The sequence below is a fragment of the Ruegeria lacuscaerulensis genome (assembly GCF_013031245.1).
Lineage (GTDB): Bacteria > Pseudomonadota > Alphaproteobacteria > Rhodobacterales > Rhodobacteraceae > Ruegeria > Ruegeria lacuscaerulensis_C.
The window spans coordinates 1-24,884 of the sequence record NZ_WPZL01000029.1 but is presented as its reverse complement, the minus strand read 5'-3'; the positions used below and the strand labels follow the sequence as shown (position 1 = coordinate 24,884).

The window sequence follows — 24,884 nt, the reverse complement described above, 5'->3', positions numbered from 1 at the left end:
GGTCTGCATCTTATGTGGGTCTGGGCCAAATTTCTCAACAATCGCGCGATCATAACACGCGCATAGTATTTGCCCATGTCATGATGGCGGACCACCGCAGCTTGCATTTATCTGCAGCAAGCCCGCAACACCGGGCACGAACCGGGTAGCCGCGTGGCTTGTGTCTTTCGATTGTTGCCGGGATCGTGTTTGATACTGGATAGTTATTAGTAGCCCGGTACAATTCGCATGCAGTCGTTGCGCATTTTGATGTTCACCACATTCTACCCGCCTTATTCCTTCGGTGGTGATGCTGTGGGAATTCAGCGCATGGCCCGCGCGCTTGTGGCGCGGGGCCACGATGTGACGGTGGTGCATGACGAGGACAGCTATCTGATCCTCGGTGGCAAGCCCCAGCCCGAAGGGGAACCTGATGGGGTACGGCGGATCGGGCTGCGCAGCCGCAATGGCATGATGTCGAACCTGCTGACCCAGCAGCTTGGCCGCCCGGTGATGCACGCCGCCAGCATCCGCGAGATACTGGGTGAACGAAAACCGGATATCATCTGGCACAATAACACCTCGCTGATCGGCGGGCCCGGCCTGTTACCGATGGGTGAGGGGCTGAAGGTCTATGAGGCGCATGAGCACTGGCTGGTCTGCCCGACCCATGTTCTGTGGCGGCATGGGCGTGAACTGTGCGATGACCGCCAATGCCTGCGCTGCGTTCTGAATTACAAACGCCCGCCGCAACTCTGGCGCTATACCGGCGCGCTGGACCGGGCGCTGGATCATATGGATCTGATCATCGCCAAAAGCGAATTCAGCCGCGCCAAGCACCGCGAATTCGGCCTGCGTCAGGACATGCAGGTACTGCCGTATTTCCTGCCCGATATCGACCAGAACGCATTACCGGACCCGGCGGCGCATGAGCGCCCCTATTTCCTGTTTGTCGGGCGTTTGGAAAAGATCAAAGGGCTGCAGGACGTGTTCCCGGCCTTCGACCGCTATCCCGATGCCGATCTGCTCATACTCGGCGATGGCGACTATGCGGATGAGCTGAAGAAACAGGCTGCGGGCAACGACCGGATCAAATTTCTGGGCCGCAAGACGCTTGAAGAACTCAACGCCTATTACCGGGGCGCCATTGGGCTGATCGTGCCGTCGGTTTGTTATGAAACCTTCGGCATCATCCTGATCGAAAGTTTCCGGCTGGGCACGCCGGTGATCGCCAGGCGGCTGGGGCCATTTCCTGAAATCGTCGAACGGGCCGAGGGCGGGTCGCTGTTCGAAACCGAGGACGACTTGATCGCCGCAATGTGCGCGTTGCAGCATCAACCCGACCGGCGCGATGCGCAGGGTGCCTCCGCGCGTAAGGCCTTTATGGAAATCTGGCTCGAGACATCTGTGCTTGAGGCATATGGGGCTGCACTGGCCCGCGCGGCGCATGGGAAAGGCGATCGGGCACTGGCCCGGGCGCTGGAGGGTGGGGCATTTGAACTTGGAACAATGAGCCAAATGCCCACCGGGGCTCCGGGAAAGCAAGAGGGATATTTGAATGGCGTTCGGTAGAACTTCGGCCAAACCAGAGAAAAGCTCCTTTGTCGGAGCAATGCTCCGACGGGTGCTGCGGCTGTTCTGGGTCATGCTGTCCGGGGTATTGGTGGTCTTCGCACTGTTGGCTGGTCTCCTCATGCTGATCGTAATTGCCAACACGGCACTGCGCGACCTTGAGATCACCATGCGTAAGACCACGGAGAAGGAAGAATTGCCTGAACCCAGGCTGTCAGGTCTGCAACAGGCCGCACTGTTCGCAACAGCTCAGGTCCTTCCGCTGCATCAGCCCGGGTATCAGATGGCCGCACCGGGTCGTGTCTTCCGCGATTGCGTGGATTGTCCGGAAATGGTTGAGGTTCCCAAAGGGTATTTCCTGCTCGGTTCCCCGATTTTTGAAGAGGGCCGGTATGCGCATGTGTTTAGCTACACGCCTCTTCGGGCTCAGTTAAAGTTCGCCAATCGGGAAGGCCCGAGGCGTCTGGTGCGCATTCCGCGCGCGCTGGCATTTTCCCGCCACGAGATCACGTACGGGCAATGGCGGCAGGCACAAGAAGACCCGGAATGGTTCGCGATAACCGGGCGCGAGCCGTATTTTCCCGAATTGGAGGCTGACTATCGTGACGACCAACCCATGACCCCGACCGAATGGAGTGATGCGAAGGCTTACGCGGCTTATCTGAGCGCCAAGACGGGGTACAGCTATCGCCTGCCAACAGACGCAGAATGGGAATACGCCGCCCGGGCCGGGACGGTAACACGGTTTCCATGGGGCAATGATATCGGAAGGAACAATACCGTTTGCCTCAATTGTTCCTCCATATGGTCCAAGCGCGAGCCGGGACCTGTTGGGCTGCACCCCCCCAATGGATTTGGGCTTTATGACATGCACGGTAATGGTTTCGAATGGGTCGAGGATTGTCATAAGGACGATCATGATTCAGGGAAAACCGACGGTTCCCCTTATGTTGAAGACGAAGAGTGCGAGTTCCGGACAATTCGCGGTGGTGGCGCGGGTGTTCCGGCATGGCAGAACCGTTCTGCGTTTCGTGTTGGCCCACATCACTACAATCGGGGTCATGGGCATGTGATCCGTCTGGTGCGGGAACTGGACTGATCGGGTCTAGGTGTCAGGGCACCAGCATTCCGACCCGATGCGCATTGGCCATGACCGAGAAGGTGATGGTCGTGGCCGGAATATTTGGCAGGCTTGAGGCATCGACAAGATGCACCCGTGACAGACCATGCGGTCGCCCAAGGATGTCGGATTGCCCCGCACCGGGCGCTTGGGCCATGGGGACCGAGCCGCCAACGTGAAAGCTGGACCCCACATCGCCCGGACGAAGGGCGAAGCTCAGCGGTGTAAGCCCCGCCAGTTTCAGGACCTGTGCCATGCGTGCCGTGGCGCGGGCCATGACCTGTTCGGTTTCGTCATTACTCTGCACGGTCGGGACAAGCCGCCCATCCGGGGCTAGCGTCAGATCGATCCGGGCGGAATGGGCCGAATGCAGAAACGCCTGCGCCACAATCAGCCGCCGTGCCAGCATTCGCCATAAAGGGGCCGATCCCGGCAGTTTAGAGCCGTAACTGCTGATCAGGTCATGGGCGTAGAACTCGTTCCAGGTATAGACCTGCGCGTGCACCAGATGGGGTGAGATATCGGGGTCGTCCAGCTCGATGAAAATCTGCGGCAGGGTGTGATAGGGCCTGCGATCCGGACGGCGCCGCGCGCGCCAGCGGTGCAGGCTGGGCAGAAAGAAATGCTGACTGTCCTGCAATTGCAGACGCGCTGCCGGGCCCGGGGATGAAGCCAGCATCAGGCGCGCCGTTTCCAGAACGCCTGCGGCGACAAATATGCGGTCAGCGTGCAGGGGTTCACCATCGTCCAGCGTGACGGTGACATGATCGGCGTGTTCCTCGAACCGGCGGACAAGACCTGTGCGATAGTCGAAAGCCGGATTGCGACGCAGAGCGTCAAGCGTTTGGCCGGACGCGTAGATCAGACCCCAGGGGCAGCCATGCAGGCACTGGCCGCAATACCGGCAGCCGGTCCCGACAGCCAGCCGCGCGGCCCCGGCATGGGCCCCCAGTTTTGCTAGCCGGGTTTTGTGATGATCCAGATACACCAGCATCCGCTCGGCCTGCGGCGACGGGGTCAGAAGGGCGCGATCCTGCATGGAAAGGGCAGGGAACAGGGTCTGCAATGGGTCCACCCGGCCACTGATGGGAAGGAATTCCGAGATGGCCCGGTAATGCGGCGACAGATCCTCGATCCCGATCGGCCAGTCGGCGATATCTTCGGCGCGATTGGGTAAAACCGCCGAGCCCCAGAGGTTGGACAGCCCGCCTGTGGCGTGCGAGGCGCGCAATCCGATCCGGTCCGGCGACACCAGCGTCTCGGCCCCCGGCACCATGGCGAAATCCGATCCGAACCGGCGCACCTGTCCGGGTGGCGTGTCGAACTGCGGAGCCTGCCAGCCCTGTACATCGGCAGCGGTCCAGGTATCCGGGTCTTTGGCGGCCAGCCCGTCGCGGCCGTCCTGGGCCGGGGCTTCCAGCCGGCGGCCTCCGTCCAGCATCAGAACCTGACGGCCCCGGTTCAGAAGGGCCGTGGCCACGGACACGCCCGATGGCCCCGATCCGATGACCAGATCAGTCACGGGACAGGACCTGACCGCTCATGCTGAAACTGGATGTTTCATTTCGGCGACGATATCATCGATGATCTGCTGCAGCGTCCGCATCGGACGGAACCCGGTGACGCGTTGTAGTTTCGAGACATCGGGCAGGCGGCGCTGCATGTCCTCGAACCCTTCGGGGTAGACCGTGTCATAAGGCACGCATTGGATTCCCGAGCTGGACCCGGTGGTCCGGATGACCTGTTCGGCCAGTTCGCGGATCGTGACCTCCTGATCGGTGCCGACATTGAAGACATCGCCGCGCGCCTCCGGCAGGGTCATCAGTCGGCACATGGCCTCGACCACATCGGCCACATGGCCGAAACAGCGCGATTGCTCGCCGGTGCCGTGCACCATCAGGGGGGCGCCTTCCAGCGCGGCCTTCACAAAGTTTGGCAACACCATGCCATAGCGCCCGGTTTGCCGCGGGCCGGTGGTGTTGAAGAACCGCAGAACCGTGACCGGCAGCCCGGATTCCCGCGCATGGGCCAGCGCCAGAAACTCGTCCAGTGTCTTGGCGCAGGCATAGGACCAGCGCAGGTTGCGGGTGGCACCGATGGTCAGATCATCCTCTTCCTGAAACGGGAATTTCGTGCTTTTCCCATAGACCTCGGAGCTGGAAGCGATAAAGGTATGCGTCTTGTTCACCAGCGCGGCATCCAGCACATTCTCGGTGCCTGCCACATTGGTCAGAATGGATCGGCTGGGCTCGTCCATGATCAGCTTGACGCCCACGGCTGCGGCCAGATGAAAGATCACATCGGCGGGGCCGGCCAATTTGGCGACCAGTTGGCGATCAAGAATACTGCCTTTGACAAAGGTGAAATCCGGATGATCGGCTACGGCGGTAAGATTGGATACCAGCCCGGTCGAAAGGTCATCGAGGATCGTGACCTGATGACCTTCGCCGATCAGCCGTTCTGTCAGATGAGACCCTATGAACCCGGCACCGCCGGTAATCAGAATATGCATATGTTCGTACCAGTCACTTTTTGAGAACCAATTTAACAGATATCACGACTCTGCAGACGTTTGCCGCTACGGCCAAGGGCGGAGTTTAACGTATCTACCATGATTTCCCCCGCACCATCGCCCGAACACCGCGCATCATTTTGCGCGCTGCAAGATAGGTTTTGCCGCGCCCCGCCAGATATGCCTTCCAGCGAGGAATATCGGTGAAATAGAACATCTCGAGTCGGGGCAGGTCGTGGATGTTATCCCCTGGTCCGGCCGCACCCAGCCTTGTGCCGACCGAAGTGTCGTAATGCTGCGCGATCTGCCTGAGCACGCTGTTGTTCGACGCACCATAGGGCGGCGCGAAATGCCGGATGGGTTGGCCGAGCCGGGCGGCAATGTCCTGACCAGAGCCGGTGACTTCTTCCTCCAGCGCCTCGGGGCCCAGCGTGGACAGATCGGGGTGGCTGACACTGTGTGCTCCGAAACAGACCCCTTCACCGGCCAGCGCTTCGACCTTGTCCCAGCCCATCAGCGGGCGGGGCGGGATGTTGCCTCCGGCCCAACTGTCGGTGCTGCCCATCAGGCCCGAGGGCAGATAGACGATCGGGCAGAAGCCGTGATCGCGCAGGATGGGCCAGGCGGTATCGGCGAAATCGGCAAACCCGTCATCGAAACTGATGATGACCACGCGGCGACCGGGCGGATTGGCCAGAGCGTCCGGCGTCACCACCGGCAGGCCGGATGCGGCCAGTGCCTGCATTTGTGCGGCAAAGATGTCGGGCGCGATCGAGGTTGGCCCCGGCGCGTCCGAGATCGAGTGATACATCAGGATATCGGCCTGCCAGTCGGGCATGAGTCAGTCTTCCACCACATGGGTGGCAAAGACCTCGCGATATTTATTCCATTTCGCGCGGTCGACCTGACCTTTGCCGTTGATGCAATCTGCTGCGCCGTAGGCCATGGCAAAGGCGTGGTGGGTATTGTCATGGGCAAACAACCCCTGCCGTCCAAATACGAGCAATCCGTCCATATCTGAGAGCCACTGATCCACAGTTTCGAACCGCGCCTCATAGCCGATATCGTAAACCGGATAGGCGTGGCTCAGCCGTCGGGTTTCGCAGCGGCGCACCGGAACGGTGACCGGCAGGCCCAGTTGGCCCAGCCATTTGGTGAACTCCTGCCCCAACTCTTCGTCGGACATGCTCCACCACTTTTCATCCGGATCGCAGGGCAGTTCCGCGCACAGCACGGTCATGCCCTTTGGCTCGCCACTGGCGTTATAGTTCTTGGGTTCCGACATCCGGCTGATCGGGATCGACAGTTCCGGGAAATAATGCGCGTCGAATTCGGTGAACTGGTCTGTCTCCAATATCAGGTACAGCAGGATCATGCCCCGAAAGCGGATCGCGCGGGCGGCTTCGACCACCTCGGGCGGGGGCGCGTCGATCAGGCGTGTCAGCCCGGTCAGCGGAATGGTCGACAGGATCAGATCGCCGGTCAGGTGCCGTTCGCCCTCTGCATCCCGGATCGTGAGCCCGGTAATGCGGTTGTCTTGTTGGTCGATGGCGGTGATTTCAGTGTTGAACAGGAATTCCGCACCGGATGCGCGTGCGCTCTCCTGCATCGCGTCCGAGATTTGCCCGAACCCCTTGCGCGGATAGAAAAAACGCCCGGCGGTTTCGCTGCGCAGCCCGGGCAACAGGCGCAGCATTTTCATCAGGATCTTGCCGACCGAGCCGCTGCCGACGCGGCGTTCGGCGAGCTTGACCGCCAGCTTGTCTGGGTCCAGCCCCCAAAGCTTGCGCACGTAGGGGAAATAGAAGTTGTCCGAAATCGTCGGCCCCAGCCCGTCATAGAGCACGGTCGAGAAGGTCTCGGGGCCGCTGTTTTTCTTGCGGAAGGGCTTCAGCACCATGTCCCCGATCAACGACAGCGCAAAAGGTTTGGGCAGACGCATCAGCGCGTCGGTCAGTTTCAGCGGGAAGTGAATCCATTTGCCACCCAGCCGGATGCGCCCATGCCGGGGGCGCAGCAGCAGATCGTCGCCCAGCAGCGTTTTCACGTCCTGCAAAACCTCAGGCTCTGCCGCCGGGTGAAACCGGTGCGAGCCATAGTCGCAGATCACGCCCTCGACCGGGAATGAGGCCGAATTGCCGCCCGCAATGGGGGCGCGTTCGATCACGGTCACCTTGGCCTGACCGGTCAAAGCATACGCGGCGGCCAGACCGGCAGGTCCGGCGCCGAGGATAATGATTTCAGGCTTGTCCTCGCCTGTTGGTCGGGAAACATCCGTCACTTGCACTCTTCCTTTTGGGAATTCGCCGGAGTGCCAAACCGCATCCCGGACATTGTCAGAACCAGCGCGCCAAACCCGCCCGCTGTAAACAGAACAACCTGCCAGACCAGCCCGGCAGCCACGACCGCCGGGGCGCTGGCGCCAAAGGGGGCCAGAAAGCCTGCCAGCGTCGCCTCGCGCAGGCCCAACCCGTTCAGCGACACGGGCAGCACCGCGATGATCTTGGCCAGCGGCCAGGCAAATATCCACGGGCCGGCAGCCACATTGACACCCGCCGCGATGGCCAGCCACCAGGCCAGCATGACCAGCAACAACTGGATCAAAACCGACGCGACAAAGGCGATGCCCAGTGTGCCGGGTTTACGCCCCAGCCCGGCCAGCGCGTCGGCCAGACGATGGGCAAACCCTTTGCCGGGCAGGGATGGGATATAGCGCCAGGGCAGGGGCAGCAGGCGCGGCAATGCGACCATACCCGCCAGTGCCGCCAGCAGGATCAGCGCCACCGGCGCGATCATATGCCCGCCTTCGGCGCTTTCCCATGTCAGGACCAGACCCAGACAGGACAGGGTCAGCAGGGCAACCATGTCGATCAACCGGTCAACGGTTGCGCCCGCGACAACCTGCGCCCCGTCTTTCATGGCGGCCTGCGCCATCCCGGCGCGTACCGTATCGCCGCCAATCGCACCGGGCAGGCACAGGTTGGCGGCCAGCCCGGCAAAATGCGCCCGGATGGCCAGCAGGGGCGGAATACCCCGGCCCAGCAGAAGCCACCATTTCAGCGCCGCACCCACATGGGCCAGCAGGAACAGGAGCAGCACGCTCAGGAATACCCAGATCGGTATCGCCTTGAATGCCGCCACGATGGCCTCGGCCGGAAGAATCCAGAACAGGATCGCCAGCACCAGCGCCGATCCGGCCAGCCGGATCAGCCAGCGCCGTTGATTTGGATCGGAAAGCAGTTTGCCGCTCATGTCAGGGTCTGAGATGCAGCCGCGAGATCATGTCGGCGATCAGCCCCAGCGACCAGATCATGATTGCTGCCAGGAATGAGAACACTGCGGTTTCGCTGAGGTTCCAATAGAAGATGTCGACGATGAATTTCACCGTGCCCAGAGTGAAAAACGCCAGACCCAGTGGAATGAAGACCCGAAGCGGGTTGAACAGGGTGCTGATACGCAGGATCAGAATGATGAAGTTCAGAAAATCGATCGGCCGGATTTTCGATTTGCCCACCCGTTTGCCGTATTCGATCGGCGTATAGATCATCCGCTTGCCGTTCGAGGTCATGCACAGCGTGATCGTGGTAGTGAACGAGAAATTCTGCGGCAGAAGCGGCAGGAATGGGATCAGTTCGGATTTGCGGAACACGCGCAGGCCGGAATTGAGATCGTTGATCTTGCGCTCGGCCAGGAACGAGGCGAAGGCGAACAGGAATTTCTTGGCAGGCCGCCGCAGCAGCGGCACGTTCTTCATCGCGGCCCCACGGTCACCCACCACCATATCCTGATCCCGGCACATCGCCAGCATCTCCGGCAGATAGCGCGCAGGGTATGTGCTGTCGGCATCAAGAATGGCCACATATTCATGCTGCGCCATCCGAACGCCGCGCTTGAGGCTGGCCCCATAGCCGGAATTGACGTCGTTGAAAGTGACGGTGGCGCCGCTGGCTTCGGCTTCGGCGCGGGTGTTGTCCTGGCTGGCATCGTCCACCACGATGATCTCGTAAGGAATGCCCAGCGGTTCGAGATGGGTGCGCACATCCTCGACGGTATGACGGACGGCGTTTTCTTCGTTATAGGCGGGGATGACCACGCTCAGGCTCATGCCTGATGTGTCCGGCTCACCGGGTGTTGTGTTGTCCGGGGTGATCTGCTCGGCAACCTTGTTCATGAAAATGGAAACCCTTTACGTACTTAATATGTATTCTGCCCCGCCTCGTCCGCATGGCATGTGTGATATTCAGCGTGCGACGGGCTTAATTCCTTCTGACGCCCATAGTATTCAAACACAGACAAGCTGAACATAGACAATAATTTTGACCAAATTCGATCTTTCTGGCGTCATGTTTTGTACGGCGCCTACGGTTTGTAATCTTTGCTTGTTTTTCCAGAAAGGTAACGATGGTTTCAACGGCCCCGATGAATGTGTCTACGCGCAATCGCAGGTTTTCCAATATGTTCGACCATTTTGGGCTGTGGGCATCGCGCCGCGAATGTTTCCAAATTTGCCCCTATAAGGACCAAGGGTCTGGTTTGATTTTAAATTAGCTGAAAAGTTCAGATTTGCAGCGCCGGTAAGTGCTGATGGGGTATTGGCAGGATATGCCAAATGTCCGCGACTTTTGTCCGAGAGGGTCTGAGAATGGAGGCTGACCAACAGCCGCGTCCAAAAACCAAAGAGCAGGAAGGAGTGTGATGTCACTGGGGCAGCGTTTCTCCCGCGGCGTTGCTTGGATGTCCGTTGGCGTCTGGGTGGAACAGGCGTTCAATTTCATAATCATTGCCATCCTAGCACGGTTGCTTGGTGCCGAGGCCTTTGGTCTGCTGGCAATGGCGGCGGCCTTTGTCCTGTTTTCTGAATTCCTGGTGCGCGAGTCGATCTCGGATATCCTGTTGACCCGTGACGAACTGTCTCCGGCCCGGTTGAATTCGGTGTTCTGGCTTTTGGCGCTGCTGGGCGCGGTCCTGATGGCAGTGCTGTTTCTGGCCGCAGGTCCGGTTGCGAGGTTTTATGGCGAAGACGTGGTGCAGGGTCTGCTGATCGGGCTGTCGCCCACCGTCATGATGATCGCACTGACCGCTGTTCCCGTTGCAATCCTGCGGCGCAAGATGGAGTTTCGGGTGCTTGCCTTGCGGGCCATTGCCGGTGCGGTCATTGGCGGCATCGTGGGTATTGGTATGGCGCTGGCGGGGTATGGGGTCTGGGCTCTGGTCGGCCAGCGACTGGCCCTGACTGCCACGAACATCGTTATGGCCTGGGGGGCGGTCTCATGGCGGCCGGGCCTTTCCGTGTCACGCAAGCATATCCGGGAGATACTGCATTTTGGCCACCGAATCCTCGGGCTGCGAGCGGCTGAACTGGCGGCAGTGCAGTCGCCGGTCGTGATCATCGGTGCGCTTATGGGGCCGGTTCAAGCGGGATACTATGCCATCGCCTGGCGTGTTGTCGAAGTCGCGTTTTTCGTGTTGATAACACCGCTTCGGATGGTTGCTCAGCCCGCGTTCGGTGCGGCGGCGCGCGGGGGCGGGCGGGCGACGGATTTGTTGCTGGATGTCATGCGCCTGACCGGGTTTCTGGCCTTTCCGGCCTTTGCCGGGCTGGCGATATTATCGGAACCGGTGCTGGTGCTTCTGTTTGGTCAGAAATGGTCTCCGGCCGCTCCGGTCCTGAGCTTGATGGCAGTGTTTGGCATGTATCTGAGCGCTGAAAAGGTGCAGCAGACTTTCTGCCTGGCTGCGGGTCGGCCCGGTCGTCTGGCGATCCTGTCCTGGATTGAGGTGGGGCTGGCCGTGGTGGTGATTGCAGTGGTTGCCCCTTATGGGTTGTCGCTGACAACTGCCGGTTTTGTGGCGGTTTTTCTTCTGATTTGGCCTTTCAAGTTTGCCAATTTGGGACATATTGTGGGACTGCCCGGCATGGAGTTGATGCGACAGCATGTTGTGCCGCTTCTGCTATCGGCGGGTATGGCCGCCTCGGTGCAGGGAGTTGCGTGGCAATTGGACGGGAAGTCACCGGCTCTGATCCTGCTCGTCGGCACCGCGGCCGGAATTGCAGTTTATTGCCTTCTGGCAGCTTTGTTTCAACGCAACAGATTGCGCCTGCTGTTTTCGATGGTGCGCTCTCATGGCGAAATCGATACACGGGAAGTCGGAGGATAGACGGCGATCACTGTTTACCGTCTATGTGGATAGTGCCCAAGAGAAGCTTACCTACCACAGCGGGGTCCCCAGACGGAAGTTTACTATCTTTTCCTCGCCATTAAGTTTCTGGAGGCGAGCAGTGATATTGTTTTCCGTGTCTGAAGGAGCCAGCTGAAAATATGCCTTGGCCGTGTCACCATTCTGCGTGAAGCTAACCAATTCTGCCATGTCACCGTTAACCTCAATCGCGGCGGCGTGAACATCAGGCTCGCCGATCAACATCTCGACATCAAGAGGGTCTCCGCGCCTGAGAGGGGTCTCCATGACCAGCCGGGCCACCAAGGGGGCTGCGTCGATCGGAAACGCTCTGGTCTTGTCATGAGACGTGGGGCCAAATCGGTAAAAGGCGGTGACCAGAATGCCTGCCAGCAGCAAGAGATAGCCCCACCGGGTCCATCCCATGCCATGCCAGATTCGCCGTAACGGCCCGCGAGGCGTAGTATCAGACGTCAGCCGGGCGGCGAATATCAGGGCACCGGTAAACGCAAGACCGGTGGCTGTCAGCCCGAGTACAATCCAAAGCGCCATCGAAAACCCACCGCCCCAGGTGCCGAAATGCAGCTTGTTCATCAGGGGCTTCCAATAAGAAAGGCCCTGGATGTCATTCGGTGTGAACGCCCCCAGAACCTCCAGCGTCACCGGGTCGATTGCCACGCCGGAGTTCGAGAAGATTTTGGCGCCCCCCGAGGGGCCCTCGAAACGAAGGCTGTCGGTCTTTTTGTCGGGGAAGAGGATGATGGATGGTTCAAACCCCGTCAAAGCGTCACGGGCACGCGCTTCGGCCTGATCGATAAGGGTCGCGTCGAAATTGGCCGGCAAAACAGCCTCGCGCGGGGCGGGCGGTTGCGCTTTGGGTTTGGCACCTTCAAGCCCCAGACTGCCCAGCAGGAAATAGAAACTGGTCACCGAGATCAGGATCAGCAGCGTCGCCGCCCACACGGCGGTCAACCGATGCGCGCTGCCGGTCCAGGACCGGAAGCCACCCGAACGGTTGGGCAAGCGGAAAAACCCTTTCCAGAATCTCCGATATGTGATGAGCCCGCTGACAATCTGAAACAGCAGCAGGACCGACGTGGCGCAGATCAGCAGAAAGACGATCCGTTCCTGGGTCAGGAATGTGTCATGCAAATCACGCAGGATGTTGCGAAATCCATTGGGCCGCGTTTCCTCGACGACTTCGGCGGTCACGGGGTCTGTCCACAAGCTGACCTTTTCCCCCCAGCCCATGCGGACAAACGTGCGGTCCACGAACCAGGGGGTCGGACGTCTGACGATGACGGAAATTTTGCTTTCGGGATGGGTTTCCCTGATGCTTTCGTAAATCTCGCCGAAGCTGGCGGTGCGATCTTCTTTGGCCGCGGTGGTCCAGATTGCCGGACGACCAACGGATTCCAGCTCGAAACCGGCGACAAGCAACGTGCCCGTCAGAAACATGAACGTGAAAAACAACGACAGGTGCAGACCCAGCCAGGTGTGCAGCTTAAAGAGTGTGTTGCGGGTTTTGCGGTTCATCTAAATAGCTGTCGGTTTACAATTCCTAAGCATACTAAACGGAGTAATTGCATAGGAAACAATAGCTGTACGATTTTATTGCCGGGCGTGAATGGATTTGGCCTTCTGTATGGCGGCTGGCATAGGGTATTGTGCGATATTTCTGCAGGTTAGGTGTTGTGCGAATCCCGAACTTCGCGGGATGGTGTGATTGTACCTGAGTATTGGTGGGGTAAGCCGTTCTGTTTGGTGTTAAATAGAGTTATGAAAACAATTTCCATTGTCTCGCCATGCTTCAATGAAGAAGACAACGTGGCGCATTGCTATGAGACCGTAAAGGCGATTTTCGAAAGAGAGCTACCGGGCTACAGGCTCGAACATATCTTCGTTGATAATGCTTCGACCGACCGGACCGTCGAAATTCTCCGCGAGATTGCGGCAAAGGACCAGGATGTGAAAGTCGTGGTCAATGCCCGTAATTTCGGGGTGTTCCGCTCTGCCTTCAACGGGTTGCGTTATGCCGAAGGGGATGCGGTCATCGTAATTTTGCCGGTCGACCTGCAGGACCCACCCGAAATGATTCCGGAATTCGTAAAGCTTTGGGAAAGCGGTTACGATGTGGTGGCCGGCGCCCGCAGTACGCGCGAGGAAGGTTTCGTGATGCGCACCGCACGCGGTATTTTTTACACTATTGTCAATAGCTTATCGGACGTATTGCTGGAACCTTCGGTGGGAGAGTTTCAACTTATCGACCGCAAGGTTCTAAAGGCGGTGCTGTCGCATAATGACCATTACCCTTATATTCGTGGCATTATCGCAAGCTGTGGTTTCCGCAGGATCATCGTTCCCTATGTCTGGCGAGCCCGGGAAAGAGGTTTGTCCAAACATAGCCTGATGGCGCTGACGGATCAGGCGCTGAATGCAATTTTCTCATTTACACGGGCACCAATGCGGTTCTGCACGTTCAGCGGGCTGGTGATTGCCATAAGCTGTATTCTGTTTTCCCTGTTTGCCGTGCTGATGTATCTCCTCAACCCGGATCTGGCACCGCGCGGGACGACGACCATCATAGTGGCATTGTTCTTCCTCTCAGGCATTCAGATGCTGTTTATCGGCATGCTGGGGGAATACATCACCTCGATTCATAATCAGGTGCGTGGCGGGCCGATAGTGACCGAGCAGGAACGTATCAATATCGAAGGTCCGGCGCGGGATCCCTCATTGATCAAAAACGAACATCTGGCATGATGACACGTCTGGCTCCACTGCGGTGGTGTGGTGTTGCGTTAGCCTTCTGGGCATATGGCGGGCAAGCCTGGGCCGCGGAATCTGTGGCCACAAATGCCACGCTGGCCGAGATGCGATGGTGGTTTGTCGCGGTAGTTGCAGTGTCAGTGCTTTTGCTGGTCGCGTTTTGGCATCGCGGGCAAGCGCTCTTTGGTCTTCTGGGCGTGGCCATTCTTTTGGGCAGTTCGGCCCGGTTGTGGCTGACCCAGCCGCTTTGGTTTCCACGACTTGAGATATCGCCCGATCCGCCCGAAAATCTGATCATGCTGGTGATCCTGGCGGCGCAGGCAGTCTTGACCGGAGTTGTTCTGATGCGGCCTGCGGGGCGGGCAGTTATACGCGGCCTTGTCACGGGCGCGGGGATTTTTCGCCTGTTTCTGCTGATGGTTCTGGTCGGGGTTTTCTGTCTCTCCGCAACGCCTTATGTGGCCTATGGCCATCATGTTGCCTTTGGGTTGCAGATCGGTGTTGGTGGGGCGCTGTCCTTTGTCCAGATGGCCACACTGGTTGTCATGTTCGCCGTGGCGGGGCCGGATCGCATACCGCGCATCCCCGTCGGTGCTCTGGCGTTTTTTGCGACGTTCGTCAGCGCCATACTGGCCTGGACGGCGTTTGACCGTGTCCCCCATGTCCAGGATGAGGTGGTGTATCTCTTTCAGGCGCGCACTTTTGCGGCTGGCGCACTCTGGAGCCCGGCCCCGCCCGATGCAGCGTTGCCTGCACTGGAATACTATCTTCTCGATGTGACCGGTGATCGGTGGATTGGCGTACCGGCACAGGGCTGGGCCGCTGTTCTAAGCCTGGGCGTTCTGATCGGGGCACCCTGGTTGGTCAACCCGATCCTGACCGGCATATCCGTATGGCTGGCCCATGACATTGTCCGTCGTGCCCTTAGCCGGGAGCGTGCCGATATGGTCGCACTGCTCATGGCGACCTCGCCCTGGGTGCTGGCCACCGGAGCCTCGCTGATGGCGCATTCAACGATGCTGATTGCGGTGCTTCTGGCCTGGTGGAGTCTGATCCGGGCCGGGGAGAGTTTAACCCGCATGGCGGTATTGCTGGCCTTTGTCGCCGGGCTGGCGCTGGGGTGGGGCTTTGTGACCCGGCCGCTGGACGGGCTGATCGTGGGTGGGTTGACGGGCCTGTGGCTGTTACGACGACTGCCTGCCGGATTAGGTCAGGTCCTAGCCTGTGCCATGGGCGGTATCTTGTCCGGATCTGCTCTGTTTCTGATCAATTACGGGATCACCGGCGACGCGCTGCTGACTCCGCAATCCGATTATCTGAGCCGGTTGTGGCCTGAAACGAAGAACGCGTTCGGATTTGGCCCCCATGTGGGCCCGCCTGCCAAAAGCTGGGGTTCGCTTGACATCTGGGTTGGCCACAGCCCGGCCGAGGGTCTGCTCAATTTGCTCAACAGTATTGCATCGCTCAATCTTGAGCTTCTGGGTTGGACATTCGGGTCCCTGGTGCCGATCTGGATCGTCTTTATCTGGCGCAAAAGGCTGACCGGGTTTGACCGGGCTATGCTGGTGATCATTGTGACGTTTGTGGGGGTGCTGTTCTTTTATTGGTTCACGGGCACGTTCTATCTGGGGCCACGCTATTGGCACACGGCGCTGCTGCCCATTCTGGTTCTCTCAGCTGCTGGCATTGAGGCGACCAATGACCGGCTGTCCGAACAGTATCGAGGCCGGCTGTACTGTGTTGTCCTGCTGCTCTGTGCGGTATCCGTTGTCAGCTTCACGTCCTGGCGCGGGGTCTCCAAGTACCAGGGATATGGCAACTATTCCGGGGATATAAGGCGGCAGGCTCAGGCCGCAGAGCTGGGCAATGCCCTGGTCTTTGTCTCTACAAAAGGGGATATCGGATCCGCGCTTTATCTCAACGACCCGTTCTTGCCGCTGGACCGGCCAATTTTCCTGCGTGATCTCGGGCCAGAGCAGAACGCGGCTGTCATCGCAGCGTTCCCAGGACGCGAGACTGTCTATCTGAAGGGTGCCGAATAGGCACGGGCTTATTCAGCGGCGTGCTGTTTTTTGGTGGCCACGAAATTGCGCCTGAAGTCATTCGCGAACATCGTTCGCGTAAACCGGCCAAGCCCCGATGCATGTTCACCGAAGGTCTCGATCCGGGACAGCAGCGTCGTTTTCACGCGCGGATCGACCTGCGTCTGGAAATCGCGGGGTGTGTCGAACCGATAGTCTTGAAGCGCACCTTCATATCCCGAATTTCGCCAGGCCTCGACATCGAAGGATGAACTCCAGACTGGCTCGTGTTCCAGACTCTCGGAAAATGGTACATGCAACATCACGGCACTGAAGTAGTTTATGATTGTATCAAGCATCATGTGTGCATTTTGGTCGTCCTCGTCCAGCAGATCGGAAATGGCCTGTCTGAGGAAATCCAGCGCCTCGGTGAGCACAATGAAACGGCCAATCATCGAATACTTGCTGAGCAGATTGCCACCTAGTTCACCGCTGATCAGATCGTCATAATTCCTTTCTGCCCAAGCCGCACAATCGCTACGGGTTGCGAACAGTTCTTTCTGGTTCTCTGCCAGATACCCGGTGATGGTATCGCGCAGGGCTTGTGGCGCTTGATCGAGAATCTCCTGCATATGCCGGACAACCTGAAACGGTCTTATGCCGTGCGCCCGAGCAAACCGGAACGCTTCTTCGAAATTGTCCTCATAATAAAAGATCGTCAGCAGTAGGTGGAAAACCCGCGTATCCAGATAGTCCTGGAACGAGAAATGTTCGGATTCCACAACCATCTCTTCAGTCTCGACCACCACGTCACCGGTATATTTACCCAGGCAACGTGCCACCACGCGATGGCGGGTCTTGAAGCTGAACTTCTCGCGGCTGTCGGGATTGGCCAGCGGCGCGCCATGCAGCAGCATCAGCTGATGCGCTGCCACCCGGCTGACACCGGTTTCGATCAGCTGATCGACAGCATCCATGAAGGATGCCTTTGTTTCTCCCGGCATGCACAGGATCAGTTCGCCATAGGATTGCATGCCGTTGGCATGCAATTCCTGCTGCACCTCGGAATAAGTATCCAGGCTGATGTTATCGCGCTTGATGTTTTTCAGGACTTCCGGATTCAGGGATTGCACCGACGAAGTCATCGGCAACCGGCCCTTGGCTTTGCGCATCACCTTGATGATCCGATCGCCGCGGTTCTTGCCGGTTGTGGTCCGGATGTACTTGGGCCAGTCGTATTTCTCCATCAGATGACCCAGATAGTCGGCCACCTCTTCATCCTGCAGGTACATGCCGAAATTATCGTCGGCAAAGCAAAGCGGGCTGGCATGGTTGATGCGGGCCACGACATAGTCAAGGTCGGCCTTGGTCCGCTCGAACGAATGGCGGAATACTTTCGAATTCGATTTGACAGCCGAATTGCAGAAGGCGCAGGTAAAGGGGCAGCCCCGCGCGAGCTGCATCAGGGCAAACAGGCCAGTGTCAAAGAATTTGTCCATTAGCCCGGCAAGGTAGGGGGATGGAATCTCGTCCAGGTCGCGGATGCGGAGCAACTCTTCACCGCGTAGGATCTCTTCGCTTTGGGGGTGAACGAAAATCGCGCCGTCGATGGCCTCGTCCCACATACCTTCGCGGTGGGCGCCCACGTCGATGAACCGCTGCAGCGTATTCAGAAAGGCGCGCTCGCCCTCATAGGTGGGGCCGCGCACATGCATGTCGATCTGCGGCATCGTTCGAATCCAGCTGTCCTGTTCTTCCTCTGTCAGCGGAAAGTTGGGCCCGCCCATCAGGGTCAGGGTGTCGGGATTGGCAGCTTTGGCGTAATCGGCAAAGGACAAAGCCAGATGATGGTTCCAGGAATAGCTAGAAAAGCCGATCACATCCGGAGTGGCTGTGTCGATTGCGGTTTTGAGCTCCTGAGGATCGCGAAAGATCGCAACGTCAATCGGTGACGGGCTTCTTGCATACGCTTTGGCGAATGTCGCGAGATTTCCGACACCCAAGGGGTAGGTGTCTGATGTTGCGGTCACAAGATTGTGGCCCAAATCTGCTAGATAAATACGCATCAAATACCCTTATGTCGCAATACTAGTTACAGGATACGGTATGACTTAGGTAAACAGTGAAAAGGCTAATGTACGAACCCACCTTCTGTCCAGTTCACCAAGCCACACCTTACGTGGTCTGCACAAAGTTTATGATTTTTTCGTTTTGTTTACATATTAGACCCAATAAAACGCCTATTTAGCGCGTGCATTGTGGCATTGTCTCGAAATAGTCCGGGGCCAGCACTTCTGCGTGCGTGACCACTTTGTTGTAATTTTCGTTCAGATAATTGTTGAATTCACGCACAGTCTGGCCATTTGCGGCGATCTCGATCACGGCGCTGACGCGATGTACCTCCTTGTCGGACGTAAAGCCCGAAATCAGCGTGGCCCCGCACGCGAAGCCGGATCATGGACGATCTACTGCGACGGCACGTTGGAGTATCTGAAGATTTGCCATGGCAGCCGCTACCGCCGGTACTGAATGAATGTCTTAAACTCCGCAATCGCGATGGACATCAAGGCGTATGGCGGTGGGCGGTAGCGAGCCGTCGCGATTCCGAAAAAGTACGTCGTCACTGAGCAACCGGCTGCAAACGTCACAAGGTGAGCCGGTTTCGGACTTTCCCCTCCTTCGTACCACCTCTACTCAAGCGCTTACGTTCCTTTCTCATAAGCCGTCGACGAAATGCCCGGTTCTGATTGTCACCGCACCCGCCGCGCACAGCATCAGTGCTCCTGCGCAAGCAGCCGCAGACTTTGCAGGTTATGCCGGCGCTGCCCATCCAGAAGGTTGTCAAAGTCGATGTTTTCAATCGGACGGGTGGTGACCCGCCCGAGTTCGTCCACCAGCCTGTCAGCGTGAGGAGAGTCCCGACGCACATAAAGGAAATGCGTGTACTCCTCCGGGGAGGGGTAAGGATAGGGGATCTCTCCGACCGCAATCCAGCGATCGCGCAGCTCGCGCATCCGGATGTGCAACATCTCGAGCCGTTCGTCGTAGGTCATCTTGCCTATGATGCGGTCGTATTCGGCAAAGATCACCGGCTGCAGCAGGATCTTCTGCACGTATTCGCTCTGCACCAGCGGGTCGTCGCGGCCACTCTCCGCACCCGCGCTTGCCGCCGGCACCGGGCCGAGATAGACGTCCGGATCGGACCCCCAGATATACTGTTCACGCTCCGTCGGCGTAATCGGCTCGCGCCCGGACAATACGTTGTCCGTCAGCCCGATCGGATCGATCAGCGAGAACCCGCTAACATACGGAATGTAACCGGCCGAATCGAAGACAAGCGTCCCGTCGGACCCCGCCTCGGAGCGCGCGAGCGCATCGGCAATCGGCTCATAGTGCAGTATCTGTATCCTGCTGAACCATTTCTGATGACGCGAGCTGTCGAGTTCAAATTGGACCGCCAAAGCGCAGAGTGCCACACCGGCAACCAGAACCCGCCCGCCAGCTGATCCGAGTGCTCGTCCGGCAAACTCTTGCAGCCGCTCGGTGGAACGACCCGAGGAGAGCAGCCAACTCAGCCCGATCCAGAAGAACACGGCCATGGGGTATTCGAACCGATTGAAGAAGCCCACGAGATGAAGCGTGGTCGTGTAGTATGCCAGGAAGACGGCAACAGGAACGACGAGCAGCGCGACGCGAGCGGGCACTTGATTGCCGTGGTCGCCCCGAAAACGCCAATCGACGAATATCAGCAACGGGACCAACAGCCCTATGCGCCAAAGCATATCGCCGAGGAATCTCGCGACCGGTTGAATTCCATTAAACGCCAGAGGATCCGATGCCTTCACATAGAAGGAGTTGGGCAGGACATATCCGAAATAGCTGTACTTCCACGCCAGGAAGGTCAGCCCCATTGCGACCAGCACCGCAAACGAGACGGCAAGCTGCCGAATGAAGAGTGTGTTCGCCTGCGTCAGCCAGGCCCGCAGCGCAACGATGGCCAAAACAAGCCCTTGGCCCATGATGAAGGGAGCCGCATCCGGTCGGCACAAGAGACAAAAGAAATTCACCACCGCCAGCCCCAAAGCTGCGGTCCAGGTCCGGCGATCTAGCAAGACCAAGCTGGTCAGGAAGCTGGCGGAAATCAGAGTCAGAAAAATCAGCGTCTCCATCCCCGAGTTCAAGTGAACAGAGAAGGCCACGCCGGAAAAGAACATCGCGAGCGGAAGCGCAGCCGCCACGTCAAAGCGACCGGTCAGGTTCCTGATCGTGAGGTAAAGGATGACGACCAGGGACGCGAGGCCAAGGGTGTTCATGGCATAAGAACTGACGGCCAAGGACAGGCCGAGTTTGAAGGCCGCCGCGTAGAGCAATGTCTGCAGGAAAGAAGTGGAGCCTTCCACTGGAGGTCCGTCAACATTCCAAACGATCCCCAGGCCCTGACTGAGGTGTTCGGCAAAGCGGATCGTTATGTAGGCATCGTCCGGGAAATAGCCGCCGAAGCGCGCTGAGCGAAAGGCGGCAAGTAGTAGCGCCCCAACAATTAGCAGCCACGGGACGTATTTTCGGAACATGCGTAAAGCCTCTGCTCTTGCTTCTTCGGGCATCATCATATCTTTAGCCTCTTGAAAACCCGCTCTGGAATATTCCGGATGATCAGCATAATCAGCCGCCAGATCGGGCGAAAGTAGACCACGTCCTTTCTGCCTGCGACAGCACGCGCGATGGCATCCGCGACCTCGCCTGGTTCGGCGGTCAGCTTGGCCGGCAGGTCCATGCCTTCGGTCATTTGGGTCGAGACAAAGCCCGGAAGGACCGTCAAGACATGAACCCCGCGTTTGGCGAGACGATTTCGCAGGCCTGACAAGAAGGCCGTGAAGCCTGCCTTTGCTGAGCCATAAACGTAGTTCGTCGCCCGGCCACGGTCCCCTGCGACCGAACTGATGCCGACGAGGGTGCCGCTGCCGCGCGCCTCGAAGCTGTTGGCAAGGACCGCAAGGATGCTCGCCGGGCCTTCGTAATTGCTGCGCATCACACGGCAAGCCGCCTGGATATCGCGCTCGTTTTCCGCTTGTTGGCCCATAAGACCGACGACACAGACCGCGACTTCGGGCAGCTGTGGAAGTGCCGCGACGAAGGCGTCGTGGGTTTCAGTCGCCAGCGCTTCGAATTCGTGCAGGGTCACCGAAACCCCGTGGCGCAACTCCATATCAGTCTTGTCGGCTTCGAGGGTGGAGGCGTTGCGGGCGGCCAATTGGACGGGATGGCCAAGCGAGGCAAACTTGTGGGCGACAGCCTTGCCGATGTCGGATCGAGCGCCGAGGATGAGCACGGGAGGCTTTATCACAGGGCCAGCCTTTCGGATTGGGCCGATCTGAACCGGCTTGTGTACCCATGGCTGTCGCGGTGGGCGCGGAAATCAGCGGCGCGTGTGTCTGAGGCGCGCAGCGTTTCGGCGCGCATCCGGCTATCTTTCGCAAGGTAAAAGCGGCCGCCGTGCTCGATGGTGATCTGGTCCAGTTGCTCCAGCAGCGCGAGGGTTTTCCTCGTGACCGTAAAGTCCAGCGCGAGCGTGTAGCCATCCATCGGAAAGGAGAAAGCACTGTCCTGCTTGCCGAAGCGTTTCAACACCGCAAGGAAGGATCCGGAACCGGCCTTGGCGATCTCGGCCAAGAGTGCCGTCAGCCCGGCCTCGGATTGGTCCAGCGGTAAAGCGCATTGGAATTGGACAAAGCCTTTGCGGCCATAGATGCGGTTCCAGCCCAAGATCGCGTCGAGCGGGTAGAAGTAGCTGTCCCAATCTACGAGGTGCTCGGCCGTCTTTCGCGCGCCGGCCCAGTAGTAGAGGGCGTTGAAGGCACGCACGGTCAGGCTGTTCAGGGCAAAGGCCGGGAAGTCGATCGGGACCGAGAGCTTCCGTTTGGTCTTGGTCTGGAAAGGGGCCTGCGCCTTACCCGTCGGCAGATCGCGGTGGGTCGCATGCTCTCCGAGCATCACCAGGCATCGACCAAGATTGCCGCGGGTGCCGAGGCAATCGATCCAGGCCACGGAATAGGTCGCGTCCTGCGTTGCCTCGAAGGCGGCCATGGCTGCCTTAAGATTGGGTGCGAGGATGGTGGTCTGGCGAATCCAGGCGGTTTCGACTGACCGCAGACGGATGGCGGCGCGCAGGATGACGCCGGTCAGCCCCATGCCTCCCAAAGTGTGGTCGAACATTGCTGCATCGTCCTGTGGGGAGCAACGGCGGATTCCACCATCGGGCCCCATGACATCGATCCAGTCGACGCAGGATCGGAAACTCCCGTCCTTGTGGTGGTTCTTGCCATGGACGTCCGCCGCGATGGCACCGCCCAGCGTGACGAACTTGGTCCCGGGCGTTACCATCGGGAACCAGCCTCGGGGCAGAAAGGCGGCAATGATGTCGCCAAGCAGTACTCCGGCCTCCGCGACCAGCTGACCGGAGGCGGGGTCGAAGGCGATCATTCGGTTGATGTGCCGCGTCTCTATGGTGGCGGACGTGTTGATGGCGCTGTCGCCATAGGCGCGGCCATTGCCACGGGCGATGAGGTTCGGCTCGGAGAGGACCAGGTTCCGCAATGCGTCCACGCTGCGCGGCCGATGGGTCCTTGCCTCCAGCACAGGATATCGCCCCCATCCCGACAGCTTCATGCCGACGCCGCCATTTGCCGATCGGTGAACACAAAGCGCCGATCGAGTTTGTACTTCACGACATAGCCGACCGAAAGCCCCAGGATCGCGCCCAACTCGCGCATCATGTCCGTCTGCCAGATCAGCCAGAACGCTGTTTCGGTGCCCCAGAAGATCGCCGTTGTGATGAGCCCCATGGACGTATAGAGCGAGAACTTCCGGCCATGGTTTTTCGCGCCAGTCTTAATGTCGTAGAAGATCCAGCGCTTATCGAGGACATACTTGATTACGAGGCCAACGATGGTTCCCCCGCCCACGGCGGCGGCGAAATGACCACCAGTATCCCCGAACTGCAGGACCAAACGCTGGGTGGCAAGGTTGGCAATCGTCGCCACAAGGGCGAAGGCCGCGTATCTCAAGATGAGCGTCTGCAGCGTCATGCCAGCGCCCCCCCGAGAACAAAGCCCAGAATGATCAGCAGGCACATCTGGCTGATGCGGTCCTTTGCCGCGTAAACCACGGGGTCGTCATGCATGTGGCCACGGTGCGCGACCATCACTGCCCGGGTGATCCAGTAGAGCAGGACGGCGCAGACGCCCCACAGGGCTTCGGGATGCGCGTAAAGTTCGACCACAGCGGGCGAATTGACGTAAAGCATCATCACCAGCACGGAAACGTACCCGGAGCCGATCGCTATCATCGATATGATCGGCAGGTCGTCCACGTGGTATCCCCGCCTGCTGGCCTTGAGGCTGCCGCGATCGGCGCTGTCGATGAGCTCGGTTTGGCGTTTGACCGCGGCCAGCGACAGGAAGAAAAACACCGAGAATGCGAGCAGCCAGACTGACAGCGGAATGCCGGTGGCGACCCCGCCCACAATAATCCGGGTCGTGTAGAGGCCTGCCAGCACGCAGATGTCGATGACGATTTTGCGTTTGAGATGCAGGGAATACGCGGTGGTCAGCAGGTAATAGGCCACCATCGCCAGCAGGAATGACAGGCTGATGCTGATTGCAAGCATGCCGCCGAGAATAAGCAGCCCCGCCGCCATCCATGTGCCGTGGGCAATCGGGATGCTGCCAGAAGCAAACGGGCGGTTCTTCTTGTACGGGTGGGCTCGGTCTGCAGCGAGATCAAGCAGGTCGTTCAGCACATAGACGCTCGACGCCACCAGGTTGAAGCAGACGAAGGCGAGCAATGACAGGAGGAAGGTCTGACTGTCCAGCTGATGCGCAGCCAGCATTGGCAAGAAGACGAGCACGTTTTTCAGCCACTGGTGGGGCCGCAGCGCCTTGATGTAGGATTTGACCGATTTTGCGTCGGTGACGAGATGCTCGACGTTTTCACAGACGCGTTCAGCTTCCCGGCGCAATCCGGCAGGGGCGTTCACGGTGATAGCCTTGGCGGCCCGCTCCCAGACTGGCAGATCGGCTTTGGCATCCCCCATATAGGCGAAGCCCCTCGACCCGAACCGCTCTGCCAGGAATTGCCCTTTGTTGTCGCCCTTCAGGTTCAGTTTGCCATCAGAGCCATGCACCTCGTCAAAGATGCCCAGATGCCCAGCGATTGCTTCGGCAAAATCACGATCACTGGCTGTGACGAGTGCCGTTTTTCCTCCAGACCCGCGCCAGGCTTTAACAAAGGCTATCACCTTGACGTCATACGGAAGGGTAGCGGATTCGACTGCCGAAGCTGCGGCCAGATGGCGCTTGAGAGATGCCCGGCCACCAGCCAGCGCCGCAACGGAGAGGAACGGGCTGCGCCAGTCCCGACCAAAGGCCGACCAGAAGCTCTCATGGAGCATGTCGCTGCGCAGGAGCGTTCCGTCAAGGTCGACCACCAACATGCCCGGAGCGGAATCATCAAGATTGTTAAACAATACTGCTGTCACGTGCCACTCCGAAAACCTTGGCTTAGCTTAGCGCCCTATTCTGCACTCAGCCGGACTCGACCCCATAGTGCTCTGGGCTACCGCCCGCCAGCCCCGGAAGCCATCGTCCAGATGGACTAGAGGCCAGTAATGCACTAACAATCAAATTGCTCCCTCGTTAACCACGAAGTCAGCCACTAATTAGCCGGCCTATAACCT

General features: G+C 59.0%; 19 protein-coding genes. 6 read left to right on the top strand and 13 right to left on the bottom strand.

All coding sequences use genetic code 11. The features are described 5' to 3' along the window. Positions 1-228 precede the first annotated feature (228 nt). Together GOX66_RS21130 and GOX66_RS21125 are read left to right on the top strand one after the other, a co-directional pair. Positions 229-1,551, top strand: a complete 1,323-nt coding sequence (locus tag GOX66_RS21130) for a glycosyltransferase family 4 protein (RefSeq protein WP_170765237.1) — start codon at positions 229-231, stop codon at positions 1,549-1,551. Continuing rightward, positions 1,538-2,650 (top strand): formylglycine-generating enzyme family protein, encoded by a 1,113-nt coding sequence (locus GOX66_RS21125; RefSeq protein ID WP_170765236.1) that lies wholly within the window; start codon positions 1,538-1,540, stop codon positions 2,648-2,650. Before GOX66_RS21130 ends, GOX66_RS21125 begins: the two co-directional genes overlap by 14 nt. Before the next feature lie 13 nt (positions 2,651-2,663). On the opposite strand, the gene GOX66_RS21120 is transcribed toward GOX66_RS21125, so the two are convergent. The 6 genes from GOX66_RS21120 to GOX66_RS21095 all read right to left on the bottom strand — a co-directional run bounded on the left by GOX66_RS21120 (position 2,664) and on the right by GOX66_RS21095 (position 9,354). Beyond that, entirely contained in the window at positions 2,664-4,193 is a 1,530-nt protein-coding gene (locus GOX66_RS21120; RefSeq protein ID WP_170765235.1) for a GMC oxidoreductase, read from the bottom strand. A gap of 18 nt (positions 4,194-4,211) precedes the next feature. Next, positions 4,212-5,183 (bottom strand): NAD-dependent epimerase/dehydratase family protein, encoded by a 972-nt coding sequence (locus GOX66_RS21115; RefSeq protein WP_170765234.1) that lies wholly within the window; start codon positions 5,181-5,183, stop codon positions 4,212-4,214. A 94-nt stretch (positions 5,184-5,277) separates the two neighbouring features. Next, complete coding sequence (locus GOX66_RS21110; RefSeq protein ID WP_170765233.1) at positions 5,278-6,021, bottom strand: polysaccharide deacetylase family protein; 744 nt, start codon at positions 6,019-6,021, stop codon at positions 5,278-5,280. Between the two features lie 3 nt (positions 6,022-6,024). Continuing rightward, entirely contained in the window at positions 6,025-7,464 is a 1,440-nt protein-coding gene (locus GOX66_RS21105; protein WP_170765232.1) for an FAD-dependent oxidoreductase, read from the bottom strand. Next, positions 7,461-8,435, bottom strand: coding sequence for a lysylphosphatidylglycerol synthase transmembrane domain-containing protein (locus tag GOX66_RS21100; protein ID WP_170765230.1), 975 nt, complete (start codon positions 8,433-8,435; stop codon positions 7,461-7,463). The genes GOX66_RS21105 and GOX66_RS21100 overlap by 4 nt, the downstream gene beginning before the upstream one ends. 1 nt (position 8,436) lies before the next feature. Then, the gene (locus GOX66_RS21095; protein WP_170765228.1) at positions 8,437-9,354 is read right to left on the bottom strand and encodes a glycosyltransferase family 2 protein; all 918 of its coding nucleotides are present in this window, start codon (positions 9,352-9,354) and stop codon (positions 8,437-8,439) included. Between the two features lie 524 nt (positions 9,355-9,878). On the opposite strand from GOX66_RS21095, the gene GOX66_RS21090 reads away from it, so the two are divergent. Beyond that, the gene (locus GOX66_RS21090; protein WP_170765226.1) at positions 9,879-11,342 is read left to right on the top strand and encodes a lipopolysaccharide biosynthesis protein; all 1,464 of its coding nucleotides are present in this window, start codon (positions 9,879-9,881) and stop codon (positions 11,340-11,342) included. A 51-nt stretch (positions 11,343-11,393) separates the two neighbouring features. On the opposite strand, the gene GOX66_RS21085 is transcribed toward GOX66_RS21090, so the two are convergent. Beyond that, a complete protein-coding gene (locus GOX66_RS21085) occupies positions 11,394-12,896 on the bottom strand; it encodes a PepSY-associated TM helix domain-containing protein (RefSeq protein WP_170765224.1) in 1,503 nt (500 codons plus the stop codon). A 243-nt stretch (positions 12,897-13,139) separates the two neighbouring features. Between GOX66_RS21085 and GOX66_RS21080 the strand changes: the two genes are divergently transcribed. Both GOX66_RS21080 and GOX66_RS21075 read left to right on the top strand, forming a co-directional pair. Continuing rightward, a complete protein-coding gene (locus GOX66_RS21080) occupies positions 13,140-14,123 on the top strand; it encodes a glycosyltransferase (protein ID WP_170765222.1) in 984 nt (327 codons plus the stop codon). After that, on the top strand, positions 14,120-16,171 hold the full coding sequence (locus GOX66_RS21075) for a glycosyltransferase family 39 protein (RefSeq protein WP_170765220.1): 2,052 nt from the start codon (positions 14,120-14,122) through the stop codon (positions 16,169-16,171). Before GOX66_RS21080 ends, GOX66_RS21075 begins: the two co-directional genes overlap by 4 nt. Positions 16,172-16,179: 8 nt before the next feature. Here GOX66_RS21075 and GOX66_RS21070 read toward each other — a convergent pair whose 3' ends face one another. Next, a complete protein-coding gene (locus GOX66_RS21070; protein WP_170765218.1) occupies positions 16,180-18,216 on the bottom strand; it encodes a B12-binding domain-containing radical SAM protein in 2,037 nt (678 codons plus the stop codon). Positions 18,217-18,448: 232 nt separating this feature from the next. Between GOX66_RS21070 and GOX66_RS21065 the strand changes: the two genes are divergently transcribed. Continuing rightward, positions 18,449-18,679: a hypothetical protein gene (locus GOX66_RS21065; RefSeq protein ID WP_170765216.1), complete on the top strand. Its 231-nt coding sequence runs from the start codon at positions 18,449-18,451 to the stop codon at positions 18,677-18,679. 245 nt (positions 18,680-18,924) lie between these two features. On the opposite strand, the gene GOX66_RS21060 is transcribed toward GOX66_RS21065, so the two are convergent. From GOX66_RS21060 to GOX66_RS21040, 5 genes are read right to left on the bottom strand one after another with little or no spacing between them, the layout of a single operon-like run. Then, complete coding sequence (locus GOX66_RS21060; RefSeq protein WP_170765214.1) at positions 18,925-20,760, bottom strand: hypothetical protein; 1,836 nt, start codon at positions 20,758-20,760, stop codon at positions 18,925-18,927. Further along, a complete protein-coding gene (locus tag GOX66_RS21055; protein ID WP_336509514.1) occupies positions 20,757-21,479 on the bottom strand; it encodes an SDR family oxidoreductase in 723 nt (240 codons plus the stop codon). The genes GOX66_RS21060 and GOX66_RS21055 overlap by 4 nt, the downstream gene beginning before the upstream one ends. 11 nt (positions 21,480-21,490) lie before the next feature. Then, positions 21,491-22,816, bottom strand: a complete 1,326-nt coding sequence (locus GOX66_RS21050; RefSeq protein WP_170765210.1) for an FAD-binding oxidoreductase — start codon at positions 22,814-22,816, stop codon at positions 21,491-21,493. Continuing rightward, positions 22,813-23,235, bottom strand: a complete 423-nt coding sequence (locus tag GOX66_RS21045) for a GtrA family protein (RefSeq protein ID WP_170765208.1) — start codon at positions 23,233-23,235, stop codon at positions 22,813-22,815. The genes GOX66_RS21050 and GOX66_RS21045 overlap by 4 nt, the downstream gene beginning before the upstream one ends. Further along, positions 23,232-24,641 carry a UbiA family prenyltransferase gene (locus GOX66_RS21040; RefSeq protein WP_170765206.1) on the bottom strand — a complete coding sequence of 470 codons (1,410 nt, stop codon included), beginning with the start codon at positions 24,639-24,641 and terminating at the stop codon, positions 23,232-23,234. The genes GOX66_RS21045 and GOX66_RS21040 overlap by 4 nt, the downstream gene beginning before the upstream one ends. Positions 24,642-24,884 lie beyond the last annotated feature (243 nt).

Excerpts from the sequence above, each read along its gene's own strand:
- GOX66_RS21130 (WP_170765237.1), top strand. The coding sequence starts at position 229 with ATGCAGTCGTTGCGCATTTTGATGTTCACCACATTCTACCCGCCTTAT.
- GOX66_RS21125 (WP_170765236.1), top strand. The coding sequence starts at position 1,538 with ATGGCGTTCGGTAGAACTTCGGCCAAACCAGAGAAAAGCTCCTTTGTC.
- GOX66_RS21115 (WP_170765234.1), bottom strand. The coding sequence starts at position 5,183 with ATGCATATTCTGATTACCGGCGGTGCCGGGTTCATAGGGTCTCATCTG.
- GOX66_RS21110 (WP_170765233.1), bottom strand. The coding sequence starts at position 6,021 with ATGCCCGACTGGCAGGCCGATATCCTGATGTATCACTCGATCTCGGAC.
- GOX66_RS21100 (WP_170765230.1), bottom strand. The coding sequence starts at position 8,435 with ATGAGCGGCAAACTGCTTTCCGATCCAAATCAACGGCGCTGGCTGATC.
- GOX66_RS21095 (WP_170765228.1), bottom strand. The coding sequence starts at position 9,354 with ATGAACAAGGTTGCCGAGCAGATCACCCCGGACAACACAACACCCGGT.
- GOX66_RS21090 (WP_170765226.1), top strand. The coding sequence starts at position 9,879 with ATGTCACTGGGGCAGCGTTTCTCCCGCGGCGTTGCTTGGATGTCCGTT.
- GOX66_RS21085 (WP_170765224.1), bottom strand. The coding sequence starts at position 12,896 with ATGAACCGCAAAACCCGCAACACACTCTTTAAGCTGCACACCTGGCTG.
- GOX66_RS21080 (WP_170765222.1), top strand. The coding sequence starts at position 13,140 with ATGAAAACAATTTCCATTGTCTCGCCATGCTTCAATGAAGAAGACAAC.
- GOX66_RS21075 (WP_170765220.1), top strand. The coding sequence starts at position 14,120 with ATGATGACACGTCTGGCTCCACTGCGGTGGTGTGGTGTTGCGTTAGCC.
- GOX66_RS21070 (WP_170765218.1), bottom strand. The coding sequence starts at position 18,216 with ATGCGTATTTATCTAGCAGATTTGGGCCACAATCTTGTGACCGCAACA.
- GOX66_RS21060 (WP_170765214.1), bottom strand. The coding sequence starts at position 20,760 with ATGATGATGCCCGAAGAAGCAAGAGCAGAGGCTTTACGCATGTTCCGA.
- GOX66_RS21050 (WP_170765210.1), bottom strand. The coding sequence starts at position 22,816 with ATGAAGCTGTCGGGATGGGGGCGATATCCTGTGCTGGAGGCAAGGACC.
- GOX66_RS21045 (WP_170765208.1), bottom strand. The coding sequence starts at position 23,235 with ATGACGCTGCAGACGCTCATCTTGAGATACGCGGCCTTCGCCCTTGTG.
- GOX66_RS21040 (WP_170765206.1), bottom strand. The coding sequence starts at position 24,641 with ATGTTGGTGGTCGACCTTGACGGAACGCTCCTGCGCAGCGACATGCTC.